Source organism: Shewanella sp. QJM3NY_23, assembly GCF_056173105.1.
On sequence record NZ_CM149657.1, the window covers coordinates 2,130,522 to 2,152,722 of the forward strand.

The following is a 22,201-nucleotide window of genomic DNA, read 5'->3' on the forward strand; positions in this document are numbered from 1 at the left end:
GATTAATGGTATTAACGCTATAGCGCTACATCATATCGATGTGAAACACTATTTTGACTGTAGCAGACCAAAATATCCAGCGAGTATACTTGTTACTTGTGCTGCTTCACTCATTGAAATACTACCTTGAGGGCGACTATGAACATGATTTAAACCCACCTAAAGATAAAGGGATAAGACGAAGGGCTGCGTGACACACTTTGTTAATATCTAACTCTTTCCCCGTAAAAGGGCATAGATTATAGTGGCGCTAGCATTAGTAAAAATGAATATCTTAATGAAATTTCTGACACCCTTAGTCCTTATCTGCAGCGCGCTGTGTTGCACCTCTGCTATAGCGCAACATACCGATGGGGATAATGAGGCCTTAAACCAGTTTTATCGCCAATTTAGCAGCGCATTTGCCCAGCTCGATGCCACTGTGATTGCAGATCTGTATGCAGAAGATGCCAGTTATATCCCTGAGCAACAAAGCAAAGCGATCACCATGGGCCGAGAAAATATCATAAACCTATACCAAAAATTTTTCGGTAAGATTAAACACAAAAACGCCCAAATTGAGGTCGACTTTCGGGTTATTGACCGACAAATATCTGCCCAAAGTGCAACTGATATCGGCTATTACCTTATCCGTTTTTATCCACCAAAAGAGAGCGAGGAGCCAATGAGCGAATTCGCGGGCAAATTTGTCACTGTCTCAAAAAAACAAGCCGATGGACGTTGGTACTTAACGGTGGATACCAATAATCGCGGGGAGCCGGCATTCTATTACGATGCGAAACCGCTACCAAACCTGTATTATGGCAGCCAATTTTCAACAGCCAGTAATAAGTCGAGTCATGAAAAGTGATCCATTAACGGGTGAGCAAGTCTTCAAGCACAGTAATACAGCCCAAGAGTGTCCCTGCGGTCAACATGTAAAAGGAGAGCGCTTAACCTATCAAGAATGCTGTAAAATATATCATCAAGGCGCGCTTGTACCGACCCCTGAAGTCTTGATGCGCAGCCGCTACAGTGCATTTGTCATGCGTCTGCATGATTACCTCATCGCCACACATCATCCAGATACCTTAAATGGCTTAACTAAGTCGATATTAGATAGCGATAATCAGACCCAATGGTTGGGGTTGAGCATTCAGCGTAGCGCAACCACTGACGATAATGGCGTGGTTGAGTTTCATGCATGGTATCGAGAAAACAATCGACTAGATGCCATACATGAAGTATCGCAGTTCATTAGGCAACAAGGCGTATGGTGGTATACCAGTGGTGAGCAGCTTAATCCGCAGCTCCCCAAGCGTAACGATCCTTGTATCTGTTATAGCGGACGTAAGTTTAAGCAGTGCTGTTTAAATCTAGCGAATTGAGAATAAAAGCTATGCTCGTGTTCGCGCATACTCGCACACGCACAAGAGACACATATCGTTAAGGTGCTGTAACCAGTCCCCCACACAAAGACTTTTTATAAGCGATAACTACGCGACAAGCAAAAAATGGCTCACGGCAAAATCTGCTACTGGCGATATGTTTGGCGCTATGTTAAGCCCGAGCGATCAATGGGCTTTAATAGGGGCAGCGCCACTTAACACACCAATACTGGCTCGTAAAAATTGACTGAACTCGGCTTCTCGTAGCGCCGGGCTGTATAAGAACCCTTGGGCCTGATGGCAACATAACTCAGATAAGAAGTCTTCTTGCTCCAGGGTTTCCACCCCTTCAGCAGTCAATGAAATATTAAGCGCATAGGCCATCGCCACAATCGCGCTGACAATTTCACGGCTTTCATGACTTACCCCTATATCAGAAATGAAAGAGCGATCAATTTTTAATTTTGAAATAGGAAACTGTTTTAAATAACGCATCGAGCTATAACCGGTACCAAAATCATCGATGGCTAATCCAACACCCAGCTCAGCCAACTCTTTGCATAAATGGGTAACATAGACAATGTCTTCCATCAGCTCCGTTTCAGTTATTTCTAAAATCAGCGTGTTAGGCTTAATTCGGTAACGGGTCACCAGTTGCCAAATTTGATCATATAAGTTTGAGCTAAAAAACTGTTGTGCAGCGACATTGACGTGCATCGAAATATTAATGTTGTCCCGCTGCCAAAGATTCAATTGACGGCAAGCGGCTTCTAGCACCCACTCACCTATGGAGTTGATCATGCCAGACTTTTCTGCCACATCGATAAACGCACCAGGATACAACACGCCTCGCTTAGGGTGATTCCAGCGGATCAAAGCTTCTGCGCCAATATAACGATTACTCTTCAAATCTTTAAGCGGTTGATAATAAAGTTCAAATTCTCGGCTTTTGAGCGCCAACTGCAGTTCTCTTTCGATAACTGCAGTCTCTTTAAAGGCGCTCAATAAAGCATGATTAAACACTTGAATGGCATCGCCTTGCTTATTTTTAGCATACTGCAGCGCAATGTCGGCACATGTTAATGGGGCAAACATTTGCTCTAATGTTTCAATACAAACTACAGATAAGGCGGGTTTAACCTCAAATAGTTCATGCTTAATCATCACAGGCAAACACAAGTGCTGATATAACCGATTAATGAGTAAGTTCATTCTGTACTGACTGTCGAGCGTATCAATGACTAAGGCAAACTCATCACTGCCAACCCGCGCCAGCAGTTGTGTTTTACTAATGCTAGCAAAGTGGCTTAAACGCCGTGCCATCTCTATCAGCAGTAGATCTCCTTTTGCGTGCCCATAGGTATCGTTAAAGCGTTTAAAACCTTTAAGGTCGAGCAAAATCAGATGACCTTGAGTGACATTGTCCAATTGCTGACTAAAATGACGGCGGTTGTATAGGCCTGTGAGTGGACAGCGCCATGCCAACCGCTCTAATTCTGTTTGATGTTGACGAGCCTCTGAACAATCTTCTGCGGTGACCAGAGCATAATCATTGCCCCTTTTAGTGGTAAATGGCTTAACCGAATAACGCAGCCAATAACGGGTACCATCTAAGCGGGTTATTTGCACTTCACCTTTAGCCGTTTTCCCCCGCTTAACCTCAGCGAGTGCCGTTCTAGCTTCACAGGGGGACTGTTTAAAAAAATCAAGGTGATTGACGTCAACGCCAATCACCTTTTGTTTGGGTATACCTGACATGGCATGGTGAGCACCATTAACATATTCGATAATATCAGTTTGCAGATTAACCACCATACTGACCTGCTCTGAGTGCTCTATGGCCTTAAGAAACAGGCTCAAGCGCTCATCGGTTTCATAAGCGCGGGCCGTCGCTAAGGTGAGTGCCAATTGGTCAGCGACTTGTGCGGCAATATGCAGTTCACTTTCACTCCAAGTATGGGCTTCAATGTGTTCTAAAAACAGTACGCCTTCGAGATGACCGTTAATCCTAATGGCCACATCTAAGGTACTGGCAATACCTTTGGGGCGAAGATAGCACTCGTGAAGCTCTTGCACCCTTGTATCCTTGTGCACAGCAATCGCATCAACAATTCGATGTTGCTTAAGCTCTGATAAATAATGGCGACATAACGAGGGAGCGGGACGTGGGAGAGCAATAACGGATAAGTTATCGTAATGGGCGACAAGACACGTTGAATCACGTTCGAGCGAAAACAGGCAAACACCAACATAATCAATAGCTAAGTGCTCGCTTAACTGTTGTGCAGCTAGCAAGGCAGTTTCGTTAAACAGTCCTTGCTCTTTCTCTAACGAATTGACAATGGACTCGAGCAGATATTGGTATTTACGTTTTATCATAGCATCCTAAAACCAACAGGCCTGATAAGCCTGCTGAGGCTTTGTGATATAAATAAGCTTTAATTGGGCAAGCAAATAAAGTGTAATAATATTAAAACCTAACCAACACTTAAACCTATATCTGCAGTAGACAAATTTATAAGTTGTTGTGTAATTGATAAATCATTTTTTCGGCGCTAAACGCGAAAGTCAATGACAGGGTTTTCCCTGTCTCATCGTCTATCACTTCCACTGCTACATTATCGAAACGCGCTGTGGCTGCATTCACCAAGCGTTCAATTTGCGCCTGGGCGTCATCACCTGTAATCGCTATGGTTAATACCCTATCATGCTCATCTATCACAGCACCGATATCGGCATAGCTGCCGCAGTCATTACAAGTATCATTAACCAGATCTGATTGTCTTTCTTGAATGTTTTTCATATTCACAACGCTAATAAGTAAACTAAGACCATCATTATAGTGATATCTGGCGTTAGATACGAGACACGGGTCAAATCTCAACTTAAATTTGAAAAACAGACCCAGTCTAATAGGGCTTATACCATGATGTCAGCCATCGTACGTTGCGCCACCACCTGATCGGCAAAATGTACAATATCATCCATGCCAATTTGGTTATTAAGTTGACCACGATAGCGCGACTGAGTCACACGGTCGCAATTATTTAACACCGCATTCATCGCTATACTTTCGTGCCCGCGGATCACCAGAGCTTCAGGCGTTAGGCTTTGCTGCAGATGAAAAGCACTCATTCCCTGTTGGTGAAATACCGCACTATTATCGATTACAGCTTGCTCTGTAATATTAACTAACAAGGGTTGTGATCGCGGTAACTCAAACCGCTGACGTAAGCGGCTATCGGTGTCTTCCAATGAGTGCGGCAGATGAAACTGAGCCATATCACGCGCATCATCTGAAAGCATGGCAAGTAATAAGGCAAACTCCCCACGCCTATCATCTGAAACAGCATGATTAAGCCGGGTGCCTAAATTGACCTCATTGATTAATAACCGATTGGTTTGCATAAAAAAACATCACTAAAACAAGTCGTTGGTATTTTATCGACCGCTTAAACACTAACTTTAGTAATTATTTTAATTAGGGGGTTTACAGAGGATGAGTTTGTGACTACTATTGCCGCCGCAATTGAGGAGGGGTTCCCGAGTGGCCAAAGGGATCAGACTGTAAATCTGACGGCTCAGCCTTCGAAGGTTCGAATCCTTCTCCCTCCACCATTTGCGTACAATATGATATAAAGAGATATTCGTGGAGGGGTTCCCGAGTGGCCAAAGGGATCAGACTGTAAATCTGACGGCTCAGCCTTCGAAGGTTCGAATCCTTCTCCCTCCACCATCTTTATCTCTGATGCTTAAATTAGTTGTAGTTGGCTTTACAACTGATGCTAAGTTCATCGTGTTATATTGGGTAACAAAAAAGTAGTAACAAAAAGTAATATGTGGAGGGGTTCCCGAGTGGCCAAAGGGATCAGACTGTAAATCTGACGGCTCAGCCTTCGAAGGTTCGAATCCTTCTCCCTCCACCACTTTTCTGTTCATTAACTCTTTGATTTTTCTGATTATATTCCCCTGCACTTTACACGATATAAAACATCCTTCGGTTTAAAATCTTCTGTTCCTTTAGTACTGTCACTGTAATCGTCCACTGCAATAGTTTACTGCAATAGTTCGCTGCAATCGTTAACAGCAATATTGTTCACCCATTGATGATAAAGAACATCTGTTATTAAATGCTCCGCACACCTTGTCACCCCAATGCATTGCCCTACTGCGCCCTTTTTAAGACCTAATAGCTAAAAATAAGTAGCATTAACCCATGCTGTAGCGGGTTGCAACAGCGAAACAGACATTGGCCATTAATGTATAACTGTCAGTATTTCACTACGCTTACGATGCAATAAAATCACAATGGTTAATCTTGTCTCTATATCGGCTGACAAAACATCGTTATAATTTATAACTAAACGCTATATAAGAATTGCATGCAATCCCTCTTCTAGAGAGGTCAATCATATTGGAGAACGAATGGAACGCTCGTGGGTTAACCAAGCAATCGCAAAAATTGAAGCCGATTATCAGCGTAGTGCAGACACGCATCTCATTCATTTAGATATTCCCTCGCTTCAAGGGGTCGATATCTATTTAAAAGATGAAAGTACTCATCCCACAGGCAGCCTTAAACATCGCCTGGCGCGTTCGCTCTTTCTCTATGCTTTATGTAATGGCTGGATCAAGCAAAATACGCCCATCATAGAGTCGTCATCAGGCAGTACTGCGGTTTCTGAAGCCTATTTTGCACGATTACTCGGCTTACCCTTTATTGCCGTCATGCCTACAAGTACCGCCAAAAGAAAGATCCAACAGATCACAGCCTATGGCGGCCAATGTCATTTTGTCGAACACTCCAGCGAGATCTACGCCGAATCTCAACGTTTGGCCGATGAGTTATCGGGCCATTATATGGATCAATTTACCTATGCAGAACGGGCTACCGATTGGCGTGGCAATAATAATATCGCCAATTCCATATTTGAGCAGATGAAATGTGAGCCCCACCCGGTTCCTCGTTGGATTGTCATGAGCCCAGGCACGGGTGGCACCTCGGCGACGATCGGCCGCTATATTCGTTACCAAAGAGAACAAACACAACTGTGTGTGGTCGACCCGGAACACTCCGTATTTTATGATTATTTTATCAGTGGCGACGCCAGTGTCACCTGCACACAGGGCAGCAAAATTGAAGGTATAGGTCGCCCACGCGCAGAGCCGTCATTTATTCCTGGCGTGGTGGATAAGATGGTTAAAGTTGCAGACGCCGCCTCTATCGCTACGATTTATTGGCTAGAACAGCTCATTGGCAGAAAAGCCGGGCCCTCGACGGGTACCAATCTGTTTGGCGCACTGCAACTGGCTTGTGATATGCATAGTCAAGGCCAGCAGGGCTCTATCGTCACCTTGTTGTGTGATTCAGGCGAGCGGTACTTAGATACCTATTACGATAGGCTGTGGGTGAGTGAGAACATAGGTGATATCACTCACTACCAGACCCTACTGGAACAATTTAATCAAACCGGTAAGCTTGATTAGTCGATATTGAGATACTTATGAGTCTGTATCGATAAACGCCAATTACGCGCGATACAGACTTGCATGGCTAACTGCGTTGCCCTTGGCTTTTGACTTATCGGCTGTAAGCAGATGGTTTTGCCCAAGGTATCGATATTCGTCAATAGCTCATCGAGTTCATCAATATGGCTCTGTTTGGCGACCGGATGCTTTATCTCATCGGCGCGTTGTAATGCCTGCTCCAGCACCTTATAACCGCCCTTCATATTGACTTTCGGCGACACGGTAACCCAGCTACGTGGATCGCACTGCACGTCAAAGGTACCACTGGTTTCAATCTGGCATTGATACCCTTGCTCCGATAACGCTTGTGTCAATGGACGTAAATCGTAAATACAAGGCTCACCGCCCGTGATCACCACATGTTTAGCAGTAAAACCTTTGCGTTGCCATTGCACCAAAAGTTGCGCTGCATCTAGCTCTGCCCAGCGGCCAATTTCACCATCGACTTGGATGACTAGCTCAGGGGCGACGCGGTTTTCAGGCAGTGTCTCCCATGTGTGTTTGGTATCACACCAGGCGCAGCCTACTGGGCAGCCTTGTAAGCGAACAAAAATCGCGGGAACGCCGGTATAAACACCTTCCCCCTGAATAGTTTCAAATACTTCGTTGACCGGGTACTTCATGGTTAACCTCATCGCTATGGGGCCGCTTTTATAGAAGATTTAGCGCCCACTGGCAAGTATAACGCGATTATTTATCTCGCAAGTGGCTTAAATCCTCTTCCAAACGGCTTTGCGCTCAACAAGACATTTTGCAAGCGTTGCAGCGTCAGTTAAACTAACGCCAAATTTTGTTAACGATAAACCTTCATGTCTAAAGCAGTTGTAGTGTTCAGTGGTGGCCAAGACTCCACAACCTGTCTAATACAGGCGTTAAACCAATACGATGAAGTTCACGCTATCACCTTTGATTATGGACAACGACATCGACAAGAGATCGACGTTGCCAAGCAACTCGGTGAGCAGCTTGGCGTTATCAGCCATAAAGTTCTCGATGTAACGGTATTGAATGAGCTGGCAATTTCAGCATTAACTCGTGATGCCATTGAAGTATCTAACGAGCTAATGGCCAATGGATTACCCAATACCTTTGTGCCGGGCAGAAATATTTTATTCCTCACTTTGGCGGGGATTTATGCCTACCAACTGGGGGCTGATACAGTGATCACTGGGGTGTGTGAAACTGACTTTTCGGGCTATCCTGACTGCCGAGATCAATTTGTTAAGGCGATGCAATCGGCCTTAGAGCAAGGCATGGATCGCAACTTGACCATTGAAACGCCATTAATGTGGCTTAATAAGGCACAAACTTGGGCGCTGGCCGATAAATACCACAGCCTAGCGCTTATTCGCGATAGCACCCTCACCTGCTACAACGGCATCATAGGTGATGGTTGTGGTACTTGCCCTGCCTGCCTATTGCGTAGCCAAGGGCTACAAGACTATTTAGACAATAAGACAAGAGTCATGGCTGAGCTTAACCGCCAATGCTAAGTTCATTAAAATCAAGTTCGAAACCCTATGGGCTAGTGCTACTCATAAGCATTGTCTGTATCGCGCTCTATTTTGCCCCGTTCGATAGTAGCCTCGCCTATCGTAAAGCGGCCATTACCCAAGGTGAATGGTGGCGCTTATTGACAGGCAACTTGCTGCATACCAATGCTTGGCATTTGGCGATGAATCTCGGCGGATTATGGGTATTGGCGTTTTTACATGAGATGCATTACCGCGCAGCAAACTTTAGCCTGCTGTTTGTCCTGTTGTGCTTATTACAGGGGGTAGGGCTTTACTGGGGGTTTCCCACATTACTGGGTTATGTAGGGCTTAGCGGTATGTTACATGGCTTAGTGACCTATGGTGCCCTAAAAGATATCCAACGCGGTATACGCTCAGGTTATCTCTTGTTAGTCGGTGTGTGCGCTAAAGTCGCTTACGAACAAATCTATGGGGCGAGTAAGCAGATCACCCAACTGATCGATGCCCGCGTTGCCACCGAATCGCATTTAATCGGAGTGTTCACGGGCATATTAGTGTTTATTGGCTATAAGCTTATTCGGCGCTGGTCCAAATAAACTGACAAATAAATAAGTCATCACCCCTACATCCTTCCGCTAACGGATGTGGGGGGATTTATCCACTCTACTTTTATCTCATTAACGACTCAACGCTCATTAGATTTAGGCTTTTATTAAAGCCTCTCTTAACGCATGGACTTGATCACGTAGCGCCGCGGCTTGTTCAAACTCAAGATCGCGCGCATGTTGATGCATGCGTTTTTCCAACTCATCAATTTGATGGCTCAGGGTCGCGGCATCTGCAGCAACATAATCCCCTTTAGGTTCGGCCACTTTATGATAGGAAGGTAGCACCCTTGCGGTATGCTCGTTGCCGCCGATATCCATCACATCGGTGATCCGCTTTGACAATCCTTTAGGGGTAATGCCATGTTCCAAGTTATATTGACGCTGTTTTTCTCGCCGCCTTTCGGTCTCATCAATCGCCTTAGCCATCGATTTAGTGATCTTATCACCATAAAGGATCACCTTGCCGTTTACGTTACGCGCTGCGCGGCCTATGGTCTGAATCAGCGAGCGCTCAGAACGTAAGAAGCCTTCTTTGTCTGCATCTAAAATACAGACTAAGGAGACTTCTGGCATATCGAGTCCTTCACGTAGCAGGTTAATGCCAACAAGCACATCGAACACCCCTTTACGTAGATCGCGAATGATCTCCACCCGCTCTACCGTATCAATATCTGAGTGTAAGTAGCGCACCTTCACTCCATGTTCATCTAAGTACTCGGTAAGATCTTCTGACATGCGCTTAGTCAGCGTAGTCACCAATACCCGCTCGTTCACCGCAACCCGTTTACCAATCTCTGATAATAGGTCATCGACCTGTATTCCAACCGGACGCACTTCAATCTCGGGATCCAGTAGCCCTGTTGGGCGCACAACCTGCTCGGCGATTTCGCCATCACTCTTGTCGATCTCATATTGCGCAGGCGTGGCTGAAACAAACACGCTTTGAGGCATTAAGGCTTCAAACTCTTCAAATTTGAGCGGGCGATTATCTAACGCCGACGGCAAGCGGAAACCGTATTCCACTAGATTCATTTTACGCGAGCGGTCACCTTTATACATGGCGCCAATTTGCGGTATGGTCACATGAGATTCATCGATGATCAGTAAACCGTCAGCGGGCAGATAATCCAGCAAGGTCGGTGGCCCTTCGCCAGGGCGGCGACCTGATAAGTAACGCGAGTAGTTCTCGATCCCCGAGCAATAGCCCAGTTCGGTCATCATTTCGATATCATACTGCACGCGCTCGGAGATCCGCTGAGCTTCAATAAGCTTATTATTATCCAATAGGTACTGTTTACGCAGACGAAGCTCAGCCTTGATCTCTTCGGTCGCGGCAATAATTTTCTCCCGAGGCGTCACATAGTGGGTCTTGGGATAAACCGTGGTTCTAGCTATACGCTGTAAGATATGCCCCGTTAATGGGTCAAATAGGCTAAGTCTGTCGATTTCATCGTCAAACAGTTCAACGCGGATCGCATCTCGCTCCGAGTCTGCCGGGAAAATATCGATCACCTCTCCTCTGACCCTAAACGTGCCGCGCTGCAACTCTATGTCATTACGGGTATATTGTAATTCACTTAAGCGCTGCAATATCTCGCGCTGCCCCATTAAGTCGCCCTGACGCAGATGCAACAACATTTTCAGGTAAGAATCAGGATCGCCCAGACCATAAATCGCCGATACCGAGGCGATCAGCACCACATCTTTACGCTCCAGCAGTGCTTTGGTCGCCGATAAGCGCATCTGTTCAATATGGGCATTAACCGACGCATCCTTTTCGATAAAGGTATTAGTTGATGGCACATAGGCTTCAGGTTGGTAGTAATCGTAGTAAGAAACAAAGTATTCAACGGCATTATGAGGAAAAAACTCTTTCATCTCGCCATACAGCTGCGCCGCCAAAGTTTTATTGGGTGCCATGATAATAGTCGGACGTTGTAACTGCTGTATGACATTGGCGACAGTGAAGGTTTTGCCTGATCCGGTCACCCCAAGTAATGTCTGACACGCAAGGCCAGACTCGATGCCGTCAACCAACTTCTTTATTGCGGTAGGTTGATCGCCGGCGGGCTTGTAATGGGAGACAAGTTGAAACGATGATTCACTCAATGGGACACTCCTAACTAGTTCAGCAGGCTATCTTAATCGACCTAGCCACTTTAGCCAATCTCGCGGCAAGGATTTAGCTAAACCATTTTAACGCGCGATGATTATTAGGGCCCAGCTCCCATTCGGGCAATTAACTGAGATGAAAGTTTAATACGACGGTCACAATAAACGACTATACGGCAGAAATGGGCGTCAAACCCAACCCAGCCGCGACATTAATACACAAGAGCCGCCCTCAAATTAATTACATATTTACAACACCTAAAACACATCTTAAATTTGGCTATTGCTTTTTTTAACCAGCTGAAATTAAACAGATAATAAAAAAACAGTTAAATCTAGTCATTTTAAGTACAAGCCGCAATACATAAGGGTTTGGCGGCCTATTTTGCAGCTAACCCACAGGCTTATCCACAGATTTAGTGGATAACTCTCATAACCTCAGTAGCATCGCGGCTTTGGCTAAGCTGAGGTCATTCAAGAATATGGCCGCTGTGCGTGTAATTTTACTACATTTGATATAATTTCGCCTAAGTCGATAACCATGGCCGTTTCCTCCTATTACGATAATGAACAGAAGCTTAACTTGCCAATATGGATTGCCTAACCATAATAAAGATGCAGAGAAGATAAGCAAAATGCGCACTAAGCCAGCAGGATGGGCATTAGATGAGCACTTAACCGCATAATTCTCCTTTTTTTTCTCCCCATCAGTTGACTCGTGTCTAAGAGCGATTTAATATGCGCTCCGTCTTCAACGACGAGTTGCTTTAAACGTTTCCCCTGTAGTTCAGTTGGTAGAACGGCGGACTGTTAATCCGTATGTCACTGGTTCGAGTCCAGTCTGGGGAGCCAAAGCGACACAATGTAGAAGACAAGTAAAATGCGTTTCCCCTGTAGTTCAGTTGGTAGAACGGCGGACTGTTAATCCGTATGTCACTGGTTCGAGTCCAGTCTGGGGAGCCAACGCAGTACAAAGAGTGTAAGATAAAAGCCGATGTGAATTGGCGATGTAAAAGTTAATGCGTTTCCCCTGTAGTTCAGTTGGTAGAACGGCGGACTGTTAATCCGTATGTCACTGGTTCGAGTCCAGTCTGGGGAGCCAAGCTTTTAAGAAAAATGTAAATGTAAAATAAGTATCGATTCCCCTGTAGTTCAGTTGGTAGAACGGCGGACTGTTAATCCGTATGTCACTGGTTCGAGTCCAGTCTGGGGAGCCACTTATTTTTAAATAACATCATCAAATATCGATTCCCCTGTAGTTCAGTTGGTAGAACGGCGGACTGTTAATCCGTATGTCACTGGTTCGAGTCCAGTCTGGGGAGCCACCTCTTAAGTTACACCATCATCATCTCCTTATCGATACAATCACCATTAGCCACCACTGTTTTGATAATAAAATTCCGCTTTAATAAATAATCAGTTAGACTAGTTAATAATCAATTTATCCAAATTTAGCTAGAGATTCTGGACTCACTGTTTATGGGCGTTACTAAGACATTTCACCTAGTTTTACTGATAGTATTCAGCGTGATTTCGTTATTCAGTTATCAGTATGAACATCAGCGCGCCTCAGCCGTTGCCAGCCAATCTCTGCAACACTATATTCAGAGCCCGCTTTGGCAAACCTCACTCCCCACAGACGGGGAAACACTCTTTAGCCTCTTAAACCGCGATTATCATTTTCAGTTTTTTCAATATATTCATCAATTAGATGGCGCCCTTAGCTATACCAGTGGTCAGCTGCACCCGGTAAATGATGACATCATTGCCGCGTTATTTAGCCAAGATCTTAGCGACACTCGTGTCTTGGCTCAAGGACGATTACAAGCCAAGCTAGACGACAGTCATATCAAAATCGAAGCCAAACAGCGTTTTATTAAGGCGTTAAGTGTTATTTGGCTAACTTACCTAGTGATAGCCCTTCTATTTAGCTTATTGATGATGCGTCTCAATCGGGCTATTCGCTACGCTAGTAAATATATCAATAGCTTATCTGAGCTTAAATTTGACGCCTTAGCCCAATCTGCCTTTCGCGGCGAATTAGCCCCACTTGGCCAAGCGCTGGAAAAATGTCGTGCTTCACTCAATAGTAAATTTGACGAAATACAGCAGCACAATATCAAACTCAATAAAGAAGCCTACCAAGATCCTGTCACCCTATTTAGCACACGTGCAAAGTTTACTGAAAAACTGGACAGTTTAGCTCAGCCCGGAACGCACTTCGGCGTCATGGCAATAATCAAGGCCACAGAATTAGGCCAAATAAATCGCTCCCAAGGACGCGAAGCCGGAGATAATTACTTAGCCGGTGTCGCCTCATGTGTACGCAAGAGTATTCAAGACATTGCTCATGCCGAGTGTTTTCGCATCTCGAGTGCCGATTTTGCGCTGTTTATCCCCGATATGACACTTAAAGACGCACAGCCTTTACTGCATAACTTGAAAGCAAACTTTGATCTGTTTCAGCAAACAATCGATGCCGAATCCGTTGCTTATACTGGTTTAGTGCCTTATCAGCAGGGCAATCAAGCGCTCTCATTAGTTTATCTTGGCGACGCCGCTGTGAGCATTGCCCAAACCATGGGGCCCAATAGCTTCCATGTCCAAGACAAAATCAATGGGGATGAGTTATTTGGCGATTCAAAATGGAAAGCCGCCATTGACGATATTATTAAGCGCCGTGCCGTTAAGTTTCATGCACAAGATATTCAACCTTGCCGCGGCGCCGATAAAGTATACCGAGAGTTGTTAGCCCGATTTTACAGCAGCCAAGGTAAGTTTTTACCCACAGCAACAGTCATTGCCATGGCCGAGCGTCATGGTATGAGTGTTGAGTTGGATAAAATGATTATTCTCAGTACTTTTAAATTACTTATCGACAACCCGAGTCTACAAGGCGCGTTTGGCATCAATATTAGTTCTAACTCAATGACACAACCGGCCTTTATTGCCTGGGTCAAAACCCTGTTTGTTCATCAGCGCCAAATCGCCTGTCGCATAGTATTAGAGGTCAACGAGGCGGGAATGCAAGCCAATATCAATCAGGCACATAAATTTGTTAGAGAGATGCACGGTGTTGGGGCGCGTGTCGCTGTGGAGCATTTTGGGATGGGGTTCACCTCCTTTAAGTTTTTTAAAGAAGTACGCCCCGATTTTATTAAACTCGATGGTAGCTACACCCAAGATATTGAATCTGATCATAATCGCTTTTTTGTTAAAATGATCGTCGATGTCGCCCGTAAACAGTCCATTTGCGTTATTGCATCAAGCGTCGAACGCCAAGAACAAAAGTTAATATTAGAACACTTGCTGGTGGACGGATTGCAAGGCTATTACATCGCTAAACCCCAACCCATCATACTGCGAGATGAACAATCCTCAGCCAATTAAACCGTAAATGAAATAATCCCTGCATTCTATGTGTTGTTTATCGATGCCGAAAGGTCGATAATAGCCGCTAAATTAGATATAGATAACCGATTGAGATGAGCGAATATCTCCTGCTTTTGGTCGGCACTGTGCTGGTCAACAACTTTGTTTTAGTTAAATTTCTCGGATTATGTCCCTTTATGGGCGTCTCCAGCAAACTAGAGTCCGCAATAGGTATGTCGATGGCGACTACCTTTGTGCTTACGCTTGCCTCCATTTTGAGTTATCTGGTCGACAACTATCTATTGCAACCATTTGAATTAGGCTACCTTCGAACCATGGCCTTTATCTTAGTAATTGCCGTCGTGGTGCAGTTCACCGAAATGTTAATCCAAAAGACCAGTGCATCTCTACATAGAACATTAGGGATCTACCTGCCGTTGATCACTACTAACTGCGCTGTATTAGGTGTGGCACTGCTCAACGTTAATGAGAAGCATGACTTCATCGAATCTGCAATTTACGGATTTGGCGCCGCTGCAGGCTTCTCCCTCGTGCTTATCCTCTTCTCAGCTATGCGTGAGCGCCTAGCGGCTGCGGATGTGCCAGCGCCGTTTAAAGGTGGCGCAATAGCCATGATCACCGCAGGCCTAATGTCACTGGCCTTTATGGGCTTTACAGGTTTGGTAAATTAACCATGTTTGAGATCGTCATCGCCATTATATTACTGGGATTACTCGCACTATTTTTTGGCGCGCTACTAGGATTTGCCGCCGAAAAGTTTAAAGTCGAAGGTAACCCAGTGGTCGAGCAAGCCGAAGCCCTTTTACCACAAACTCAATGTGGTCAATGTGGCTACCCTGGTTGTCGCCCCTACGCCGAAGCCATCGCCAATGGCGAAAAAATTAACAAGTGCCCGCCTGGTGGTACCGCCACGATGGAAAAATTGGCCGAGTTAATGGGGGTAGAACCTGAACCCTTGACCGCCACCGCCGAAACCCAAATCAAAAAAGTGGCTTACATTCGAGAAGAAGAGTGTATTGGTTGCACTAAATGTATCCAGGCCTGCCCGGTCGATGCCATTTTAGGCACCGGCAAGCAGATGCACACTGTTATTGCCGATTACTGCACTGGCTGCGATTTGTGCGTTGAACCTTGCCCAGTCGACTGCATCGACATGTTGCCAGTGACCCCAAACATTCAAAATTGGAATTGGAAACTTAACGCCATTCCCGTCATCAACATTAACGAGGAATCCAAGTGTTAACTTTATTTGAACAAATTGATAAAGGAACACTATGGCGCGTGGCGGGAGGTATTCATCCGCCTGAGTTTAAAACCTTATCAAATCAATATAATATCGCCCGCTTGCCTTTGGCTGACCAATATGTCATTCCGATCCCTCAGGTTGGCGAAAGCTGCACCTTGGCGGTGGCCGTCGGCGATATGGTGGCCCAAGGGCAACGGCTCACCCAGGGAGACAGCTTTCGTCATCTGCCTGTACACGCACCAGTATCGGGCCAGATTGCGGCTATCGAAACGCGCCCAAGCAACCACGCCTCGGGCTTGCCTGTGTTGTGCTGTATCATAGATAACGATCATCAGCAGCGGCTTTGTTCTGCTATCCATGCGCCATTAAGCCAAGATGACGTTAAAGCGATGGCCAGTGATGAGATTCTCACCAGAATCCAACGGGCAGGCGTTGCTGGGCTTGGCGGCGCGGCGTTTCCAACCCATATAAAATTAAAACCGGTCAGTGATATTGAGCTCTTGATCATCAATGGTGTCGAGTGTGAACCCTATATCACCTCAGATGACCGCTTGATGCGCGAACATAGCACAGAGATTATACGCGGCATCGAGATTATTCATCAGTTACTGGCGCCCAAACGCATCGTCATCGCCATCGAGGACAATAAACCCCAAGCCATTGAGCAGATGACACATGCCCTCAACAACAGCGACTTACCAGCCCAGTGCGCGCGGGTCACCGCGATACCCACTGTGTACCCTTCTGGCGGTGAAAAACAACTGATCCAAATCATTACGGGTCAAGAGGTGCCATCGGGTGCCATTCCTGCCAACTTAGGTATTTTGGTACAAAATGTGGGCACCGCCTTTAGCATTGAGCAAGCCGTCTATTGTAACGCCCCGCTAATAGAGCGAGTTGTTACCTTAACGGGCAATAATATCGGCCAACCGGGTAACTATTGGGTGCCAATTGGTACTCCCATTGAGCATCTATTGCATTGCGCTCAATTTAAGGGAAATGACCAATCACCGATTATTATTGGCGGCCCCATGATGGGTTACATGCTGCCCAATCGACAGGCTCCACTGCTTAAAGGTACAAACTGTATACTGGCCCCCGATAGCAGTGAAATCGCGACGCCAGCTCCAGAGATGCCTTGCATTCGCTGCGGCGAGTGTGCCCAAGCCTGCCCTGCGGGTTTGTTACCCCAGCAGCTGTTTTGGCATGCCAAAGCCGAAGAATACGATAAAGCGGCCAGCTATAACCTTAGAGATTGTATCGAATGTGGTTGCTGCAGTTATGTCTGTCCAAGTGACATTCCCTTGGTGGAATATTACCGGGTCGCTAAATCTGCGCTGCGAGTTGAAGCTGAAGAGAAGAAACAAGCAGAACTGGCCAAACAGCGTTTCGATTCGCGTATGCTGCGCTTAGAACAAGAAAAGCGCGCCCGTGAAGAAAAAGCCAAACAAGCGGCACAAAAACGTAAAGCCGCCATGTCTGGCACAGATAAAGATGCCGTCGCCGCGGCAATGGCACGGATAAAAGCCAAAAAGGCGGCTGAAACTGCCACTACAGCTGCGCCCACATCCAACACTGAGGGCAGTGCAAATGCAAGCAACACGGCGACCCAAGATAAAGTAGCCGCCGCTATTGCCCGCGCCAAAGCAAAAAAGGCCGCTCAACTGGCGCAAAGCAGCGATGCGCATCAACAAGCTGAGCCAAACGATGTAAATGTCAACAACGCTCCATCAGCGGCGCCATTGAGTGAGGCCGAGGCCAAGAAGGCCAAAATCGCTGCGGCGGTCGCTAAAGCCAAGGCAAAAAAAGCTGCCCAGCTGGCGCAAAGCAGCGATAAAAATGAGCAAGCTAACACCAATGATGAAGACACCAGCGTCGCTCCATCAGCGGCGCCATTAAGTGAGGCTGAGGCCAAAAAGGCCAAAATCGCTGCCGCGGTCGCTAAAGCCAAGGCAAAAAAAGTTGCCCAGCTGGCGCAAAGCAGCGAGGCCCCATCATCAACGCCAGTAAGTGGTACAAGTGAAGCTGACCAGCAAGATAAAGCCGCTGATAGTATTGATGCTAATAGTATTGAGCTATCGGCAGCAGAGATTAAGCAACAACGTATTGCCGCCGCAGTGGCAAAAGCAAAGGCCAAAAAACTGGTCAAGGCCGCTAGTGCAGCTCAAGATGATGAGCACGAGGATTAATCATGGCTTTTAAGATGGCATCTTCGCCCCATATAAATACGAGTGCACAAACCAGCACATTAATGCTCAAGGTCATGGCCTGTGCACTACCCGGTGTGCTGGCTCAATGTTACTTCTTCGGCTGGGGCGCGATTATCCAAGTGCTACTGTCTATCGCCGTTGCGATGGCCACTGAAGCGGCGGTTTTATCGTTACGTAAGCGCCCAGTTTGGCCAACATTAAGTGATAATAGCGCCGCACTTACGGGGTTATTGGTCGGCGTGGCCATTCCTGCGCTTGCCCCTTGGTGGATTAGTGTCATTGGTGTGATATTTGCCATTTTAGTGGTTAAACACCTCTATGGTGGCTTAGGTAACAATATCTTTAATCCGGCGATGGCAGCTTATGTCATGCTGCTGATCTCCTTTCCCTTACAGATGACCACCTGGGTGGCCCCTGCGGGCGCAGCGCTCAACGATGTCAGCTTATTGGCAAGCTTGCAGATTATTTTTCAAGGGATAAGCCCTGCAGAAGTATTAGCCTATCGCGCCGGTTTTGACGGCATGAGTATGGCGACCCCGCTCGATGCGATTAAAACCTCGCTTTCAACGGGACTGACCATCAATGAGGCACTGGAAAAGCCTACCTTTGAAAACGGCTTTGGCATTGGCTGGGTATGGATTAATGTCGCCTATCTGTTTGGCGGTTTATGTATGCTTAAGCTTAAGCTGATCCGCTGGCATATTAGCGGCGCTATTATCGGCAGCTTATTTGTCTGCGCCAGTATCGGCTATCTATTAAGCCCCGACACTCATACGGGCCCATTACTGCATCTATTTTCTGGCGCGACTATGATTGCAGCCTTTTTTATCGCCACCGATCCGGTTACTGCGGCAACCAGCGTTAAAGGGCGCTTACTATTTGGTGCATTAATCGGGGTATTGGTTTACAGCATTCGCAGCTTTGGGGGGTATCCTGATGCATTCGCCTTTGCTGTATTGTTAGCCAATCTGTGTGCGCCGTTTATCGACTATTATGTGAAGCCTCGCGCCTATGGCCATCGAGCAAGCCGTTAAGTCATGCTCAGGAGAGTAAATTGAAACGTTCTATTGTTAAAAATGGCAGTTTATTGGGGTTATTTGCACTGCTGTGCACCGCCTTAGTTGCCATGGTTAATCTGTTTACTGCCGATCGTATTAAGCAGCAACAAGATCTGCAATTAATGCGTACTCTGCATCAGATCATTCCCGATGAGATACATGACAACGCCTTAATTGAACATTGTATTTTAATCCATGACGCTGCCGCGCTTGGCGTGGATGAACCTTTACCCGCTTATATCGCCAGCCAACAAGGTACACCTGTGGCCATCGCCATCGAGACCGTCGCACCGGATGGTTATAATGGCCAAATCAAATTGATTGTCGCCATAGATGTGCAAGGTAAGGTGCTCGGCGTGCGCACCCTAGCCCATAATGAAACTCCTGGGCTGGGTGATAAAATTGAGTTGCGTAAATCAGATTGGGTCTACCTGTTTAATCAGCAGCAGCTGAACGATGACAATGATAAGCTGTGGGCCGTTAAAAAAGACGGCGGACAATTTGACCAATTTACCGGCGCAACAATCACCCCCAGAGCCTATGTCGGCGCGGTAAAACGTACCCTGCAGTATTTTAATGCTAACCAAGCACAACTGCTTAACCGCCCAGCTAATTGTGAGGTTTCCTATGAGTAATTATCGCGATATTGCCTGGCAAGGCTTATGGAAAAACAATCCAGGACTGGTGCAATTATTGGGCTTATGCCCATTGCTGGCCGTAACCGCGACCCTAACAAACGCCATCGGGCTGGGTTTAGCGACCTTAGTCGTATTGGTTGGCTCCAACATCTTAGTATCGCTAGTGAGAGACTTCGTCCCTAAAGAGATCCGTATTCCGGTATTTGTGATGATTATCGCGGCGCTCGTGACCTGCGTACAACTGCTGATCAACGCTTACGCCTACGGTTTATATCTGTCACTGGGGATCTTTTTGCCGCTGATTGTCACTAACTGCGTGATCATCGGTCGCGCCGAAGCCTTTGCCTCGCGTAATACCGTCAGCAAAGCCGCTTTCGATGGTTTAATGATGGGCCTCGGCTTTACCTTAGTCTTGATGGTGTTAGGGGCGTGCCGTGAAATTTTAGGCCAAGGCACCCTTTTTGATGGCGCTAATCTGCTGCTTGGCGACTGGGCGGCCGATCTGACCATCCATTTCTGGCAGGTAGACACCAATTTCTTGCTCGCCATGCTCCCACCGGGGGCATTTATCGCCATGGGCTTTTTAATTGCTGCCAAAAATATCATCGATGACAAGATTGCCGCACATCGCCCAGCTCCAGAGCCAGAGCAAGCCGTGACCCGAGTTAGAATTACCAAGGTAAGTTAATCGATGAATAACGAAAAACGCCGCCAAATATTAGAGATCCTGCGTAGCAATAACCCTAAGCCGGAGACAGAGCTTAACTTTGCATCACCGTTTGAGCTTTTGGTTGCCGTCACCTTGTCGGCCCAAGCAACTGATGTGAGTGTTAACAAGGCCACTGATAAATTGTTTCCTGTGGCAAATACCGCCCAAGCCATTTTAGACTTAGGGGTTGATGGTTTAAAACAGTATATTAAAACCATAGGCTTATATAATAATAAGGCCATTAACGTCATCAAAGCCTGCCAGATATTAGTTGAAAAATATGCAGGTGAAGTGCCCGAGAACAGAGAAGCCCTCGAAGCCTTACCTGGTGTGGGCAGAAAAACCGCTAATGTGGTGCTTAATACCGCTTTTGGCTGGCCGACCATTGCGGTGGATACTCACATCTTTCGCGTTGCCAATCGCACTAAATTTGCCATGGGGAAAAATGTCGATCAGGTTGAGCAGAAGATGTTAAAAGTCGTACCAGCTGAATTTAAGGTCGATGTACATCATTGGTTCATCTTACAAGGTCGCTATACCTGCTTGGCCCGTAAGCCTCGCTGTGGCAGCTGTATTATTGAAGAGTTGTGCGAGTTTAAAGACAAAGTCTATCCTGACGAAGACTGAGGCTAGCCCTATCGCAAGCGGCTTTTATGCCCAAGCAGACTCAAGTTATCTGCCAACAAAAAAGCCGCTAATGCGGCTTTTTTTTAGATATCGATAACCTCATCAAATTAAGAGACAGTGCATTTTTACGGGTGTTTTTTACCACACAGTGGCTCTTTGGGTCGTTCAGCGGCGTCATCCATGTCGCTTAGATCAGCATGAGCGCTCGGGCCTTGACGTAAAAGCTGCTCATTAAGCCCTTTCATTGAAACAACACACCAGTTATCAATATCAACAGCGGTTTAGAACATTGATACAAAGAATATTGATAGCACCAGAGCGATGGTGACAGCTAAGCCTAAGGCCATTTTTAATTCGCTAGACATGATTAAACTCCTTTAAGTACGTTAAGTCATTATGCGGCTAAAGCAGATTTGCACCAAAGTATTTACTGAATTCTGTGACCTCAGTCATAGGCGCTATAGTGGCAATATGACAGGAGGCCTGTGCACCTTTCTAGTCATGCTTTAGTAATGCCACAGTTACTATTAAAGTGATTGGCTACTGATTCAGGTGGTGAGTAGTAGGCCACTATTATTGAGCCTAATCCTATGTTTAAACAGACTTTAGCGACCTTTTAGGCAGAGATGACCACTGACCTTAATTAGGGGTATAATGGCCGCCATCTTAAACCAGAATAAGAGGTCTTCATGGCACAACTTCTTCACACTATGCTTAGAGTTGGCAATCTCGAACGCAGCATCCATTTTTATACTGAAATCCTTGGCATGAAACTGCTTAGACAATCTGAAAACCCAGAATACCGTTATACCCTCGCCTTTGTCGGATTTGACGACGAAAGCACAGGTGCCGCAGTGGTAGAGTTGACCTATAACTGGGATACCGATAGCTATGATCTAGGCACAGGGTTTGGCCACCTTGCCATTGGCGAAGCCGATATCTACAGTCGCTGTGCTGCAATTGAAGCCGCCGGAGGTAAAGTGACCCGTCAACCCGGCCCTGTTGCCGGTGGTAGTACTGAAATTGCCTTCGTTGAAGATCCAGACGGCTATAAAATTGAATTTATTCAACTTAACTCGGCGCAACAAGGCCTAGGCTAAAACGTTAGCTGACTTAAATAACGTTTTCTGACGCTAACGGCTATCGCCAAGTCAGCTATGTTAAAGCAGCAAGTTAAGCATAAAAAAAGCGCCCTAAGGCGCTTTTTTATTTTAGCTCTTGATACTCAG

19 protein-coding genes and 8 tRNA genes are annotated in these 22,201 nt (G+C 46.2%); 22 read left to right on the top strand and 5 right to left on the bottom strand.

Annotation, left to right across the window (positions count from 1 at the left end):
- Positions 1 to 277: 277 nt before the first annotated feature.
- Both AC0VXX_RS09670 and AC0VXX_RS09675 read left to right on the top strand, forming a co-directional pair.
- Complete coding sequence (locus tag AC0VXX_RS09670; protein WP_475514067.1) at positions 278 to 850, top strand: YybH family protein; 573 nt, start codon at positions 278 to 280, stop codon at positions 848 to 850.
- Positions 840 to 1,367 (top strand): YchJ family protein, encoded by a 528-nt coding sequence (locus AC0VXX_RS09675; protein ID WP_475514068.1) that lies wholly within the window; start codon positions 840 to 842, stop codon positions 1,365 to 1,367. The genes AC0VXX_RS09670 and AC0VXX_RS09675 overlap by 11 nt, the downstream gene beginning before the upstream one ends.
- Before the next feature lie 186 nt (positions 1,368 to 1,553).
- Here the strand turns inward: AC0VXX_RS09675 and AC0VXX_RS09680 are convergent, their stop codons facing one another.
- The 3 genes from AC0VXX_RS09680 to AC0VXX_RS09690 form a co-directional block, all read right to left on the bottom strand.
- The gene (locus tag AC0VXX_RS09680; protein WP_475514069.1) at positions 1,554 to 3,746 is read right to left on the bottom strand and encodes a putative bifunctional diguanylate cyclase/phosphodiesterase; all 2,193 of its coding nucleotides are present in this window, start codon (positions 3,744 to 3,746) and stop codon (positions 1,554 to 1,556) included.
- A gap of 136 nt (positions 3,747 to 3,882) precedes the next feature.
- Positions 3,883 to 4,170: a DUF406 family protein gene (locus AC0VXX_RS09685; RefSeq protein ID WP_475514070.1), complete on the bottom strand. Its 288-nt coding sequence runs from the start codon at positions 4,168 to 4,170 to the stop codon at positions 3,883 to 3,885.
- Between the two features lie 116 nt (positions 4,171 to 4,286).
- Positions 4,287 to 4,775, bottom strand: coding sequence for a VC2046/SO_2500 family protein (locus tag AC0VXX_RS09690; RefSeq protein ID WP_475514071.1), 489 nt, complete (start codon positions 4,773 to 4,775; stop codon positions 4,287 to 4,289).
- A 125-nt stretch (positions 4,776 to 4,900) separates the two neighbouring features.
- Here AC0VXX_RS09690 and AC0VXX_RS09695 point away from each other — a divergent pair.
- From AC0VXX_RS09695 to AC0VXX_RS09710, 4 genes are all read left to right on the top strand, one after another.
- Positions 4,901 to 4,985, top strand: a tRNA-Tyr gene (locus AC0VXX_RS09695).
- Between the two features lie 33 nt (positions 4,986 to 5,018).
- Positions 5,019 to 5,103: transfer RNA gene (locus tag AC0VXX_RS09700), tRNA-Tyr, on the top strand.
- A 105-nt stretch (positions 5,104 to 5,208) separates the two neighbouring features.
- A tRNA-Tyr gene (locus AC0VXX_RS09705) sits at positions 5,209 to 5,293 on the top strand.
- 499 nt (positions 5,294 to 5,792) lie between these two features.
- Positions 5,793 to 6,854, top strand: coding sequence for a PLP-dependent cysteine synthase family protein (locus AC0VXX_RS09710; protein ID WP_475514072.1), 1,062 nt, complete (start codon positions 5,793 to 5,795; stop codon positions 6,852 to 6,854).
- Here the strand turns inward: AC0VXX_RS09710 and queE are convergent.
- Positions 6,851 to 7,519, bottom strand: a complete 669-nt coding sequence (gene queE, locus AC0VXX_RS09715; protein WP_475514073.1) for a 7-carboxy-7-deazaguanine synthase QueE — start codon at positions 7,517 to 7,519, stop codon at positions 6,851 to 6,853. The two genes, AC0VXX_RS09710 and queE, sit on opposite strands and share 4 nt — an antisense overlap.
- Before the next feature lie 186 nt (positions 7,520 to 7,705).
- Here queE and queC point away from each other — a divergent pair, with 186 nt between their 5' ends.
- Both queC and rrtA read left to right on the top strand, forming a co-directional pair.
- Entirely contained in the window at positions 7,706 to 8,389 is a 684-nt protein-coding gene (gene queC, locus AC0VXX_RS09720) for a 7-cyano-7-deazaguanine synthase QueC (RefSeq protein ID WP_475514074.1), read from the top strand.
- Complete coding sequence (gene rrtA / locus AC0VXX_RS09725; RefSeq protein ID WP_475514075.1) at positions 8,383 to 8,967, top strand: rhombosortase; 585 nt, start codon at positions 8,383 to 8,385, stop codon at positions 8,965 to 8,967. The genes queC and rrtA overlap by 7 nt, the downstream gene beginning before the upstream one ends.
- 105 nt (positions 8,968 to 9,072) lie before the next feature.
- On the opposite strand, the gene uvrB is transcribed toward rrtA, so the two are convergent.
- Positions 9,073 to 11,088, bottom strand: a complete 2,016-nt coding sequence (gene uvrB / locus AC0VXX_RS09730) for an excinuclease ABC subunit UvrB (protein WP_475514076.1) — start codon at positions 11,086 to 11,088, stop codon at positions 9,073 to 9,075.
- Positions 11,089 to 11,867: 779 nt separating this feature from the next.
- On the opposite strand from uvrB, the gene AC0VXX_RS09735 reads away from it, so the two are divergent.
- From AC0VXX_RS09735 to gloA, 14 genes are all read left to right on the top strand, one after another.
- Positions 11,868 to 11,943 (top strand) — tRNA-Asn (locus AC0VXX_RS09735).
- Between the two features lie 35 nt (positions 11,944 to 11,978).
- A tRNA-Asn gene (locus AC0VXX_RS09740) sits at positions 11,979 to 12,054 on the top strand.
- Between the two features lie 63 nt (positions 12,055 to 12,117).
- A tRNA-Asn gene (locus tag AC0VXX_RS09745) sits at positions 12,118 to 12,193 on the top strand.
- A gap of 39 nt (positions 12,194 to 12,232) precedes the next feature.
- A tRNA-Asn gene (locus AC0VXX_RS09750) sits at positions 12,233 to 12,308 on the top strand.
- A gap of 32 nt (positions 12,309 to 12,340) precedes the next feature.
- Positions 12,341 to 12,416, top strand: a tRNA-Asn gene (locus AC0VXX_RS09755).
- A 154-nt stretch (positions 12,417 to 12,570) separates the two neighbouring features.
- The gene (locus tag AC0VXX_RS09760) at positions 12,571 to 14,481 is read left to right on the top strand and encodes an EAL domain-containing protein (RefSeq protein WP_475514077.1); all 1,911 of its coding nucleotides are present in this window, start codon (positions 12,571 to 12,573) and stop codon (positions 14,479 to 14,481) included.
- 95 nt (positions 14,482 to 14,576) lie between these two features.
- Positions 14,577 to 15,155: an electron transport complex subunit RsxA gene (gene rsxA / locus AC0VXX_RS09765; RefSeq protein ID WP_475514078.1), complete on the top strand. Its 579-nt coding sequence runs from the start codon at positions 14,577 to 14,579 to the stop codon at positions 15,153 to 15,155.
- 2 nt (positions 15,156 to 15,157) lie between these two features.
- Positions 15,158 to 15,727, top strand: a complete 570-nt coding sequence (gene rsxB, locus AC0VXX_RS09770) for an electron transport complex subunit RsxB (protein ID WP_475514079.1) — start codon at positions 15,158 to 15,160, stop codon at positions 15,725 to 15,727.
- Positions 15,721 to 17,919 (top strand): electron transport complex subunit RsxC, encoded by a 2,199-nt coding sequence (gene rsxC, locus AC0VXX_RS09775; protein ID WP_475514080.1) that lies wholly within the window; start codon positions 15,721 to 15,723, stop codon positions 17,917 to 17,919. Before rsxB ends, rsxC begins: the two co-directional genes overlap by 7 nt.
- 2 nt (positions 17,920 to 17,921) lie before the next feature.
- The gene (gene rsxD / locus AC0VXX_RS09780; RefSeq protein ID WP_475514081.1) at positions 17,922 to 18,974 is read left to right on the top strand and encodes an electron transport complex subunit RsxD; all 1,053 of its coding nucleotides are present in this window, start codon (positions 17,922 to 17,924) and stop codon (positions 18,972 to 18,974) included.
- A gap of 20 nt (positions 18,975 to 18,994) precedes the next feature.
- Positions 18,995 to 19,633: an electron transport complex subunit RsxG gene (rsxG, locus tag AC0VXX_RS09785; protein WP_475514082.1), complete on the top strand. Its 639-nt coding sequence runs from the start codon at positions 18,995 to 18,997 to the stop codon at positions 19,631 to 19,633.
- Complete coding sequence (locus tag AC0VXX_RS09790) at positions 19,626 to 20,324, top strand: electron transport complex subunit E (RefSeq protein ID WP_475514083.1); 699 nt, start codon at positions 19,626 to 19,628, stop codon at positions 20,322 to 20,324. The genes rsxG and AC0VXX_RS09790 overlap by 8 nt, the downstream gene beginning before the upstream one ends.
- A gap of 3 nt (positions 20,325 to 20,327) precedes the next feature.
- Entirely contained in the window at positions 20,328 to 20,972 is a 645-nt protein-coding gene (nth, locus tag AC0VXX_RS09795; protein WP_475514084.1) for an endonuclease III, read from the top strand.
- 689 nt (positions 20,973 to 21,661) lie between these two features.
- On the top strand, positions 21,662 to 22,072 hold the full coding sequence (gene gloA / locus AC0VXX_RS09800) for a lactoylglutathione lyase (protein ID WP_475514085.1): 411 nt from the start codon (positions 21,662 to 21,664) through the stop codon (positions 22,070 to 22,072).
- Positions 22,073 to 22,201: the final 129 nt, after the last annotated feature.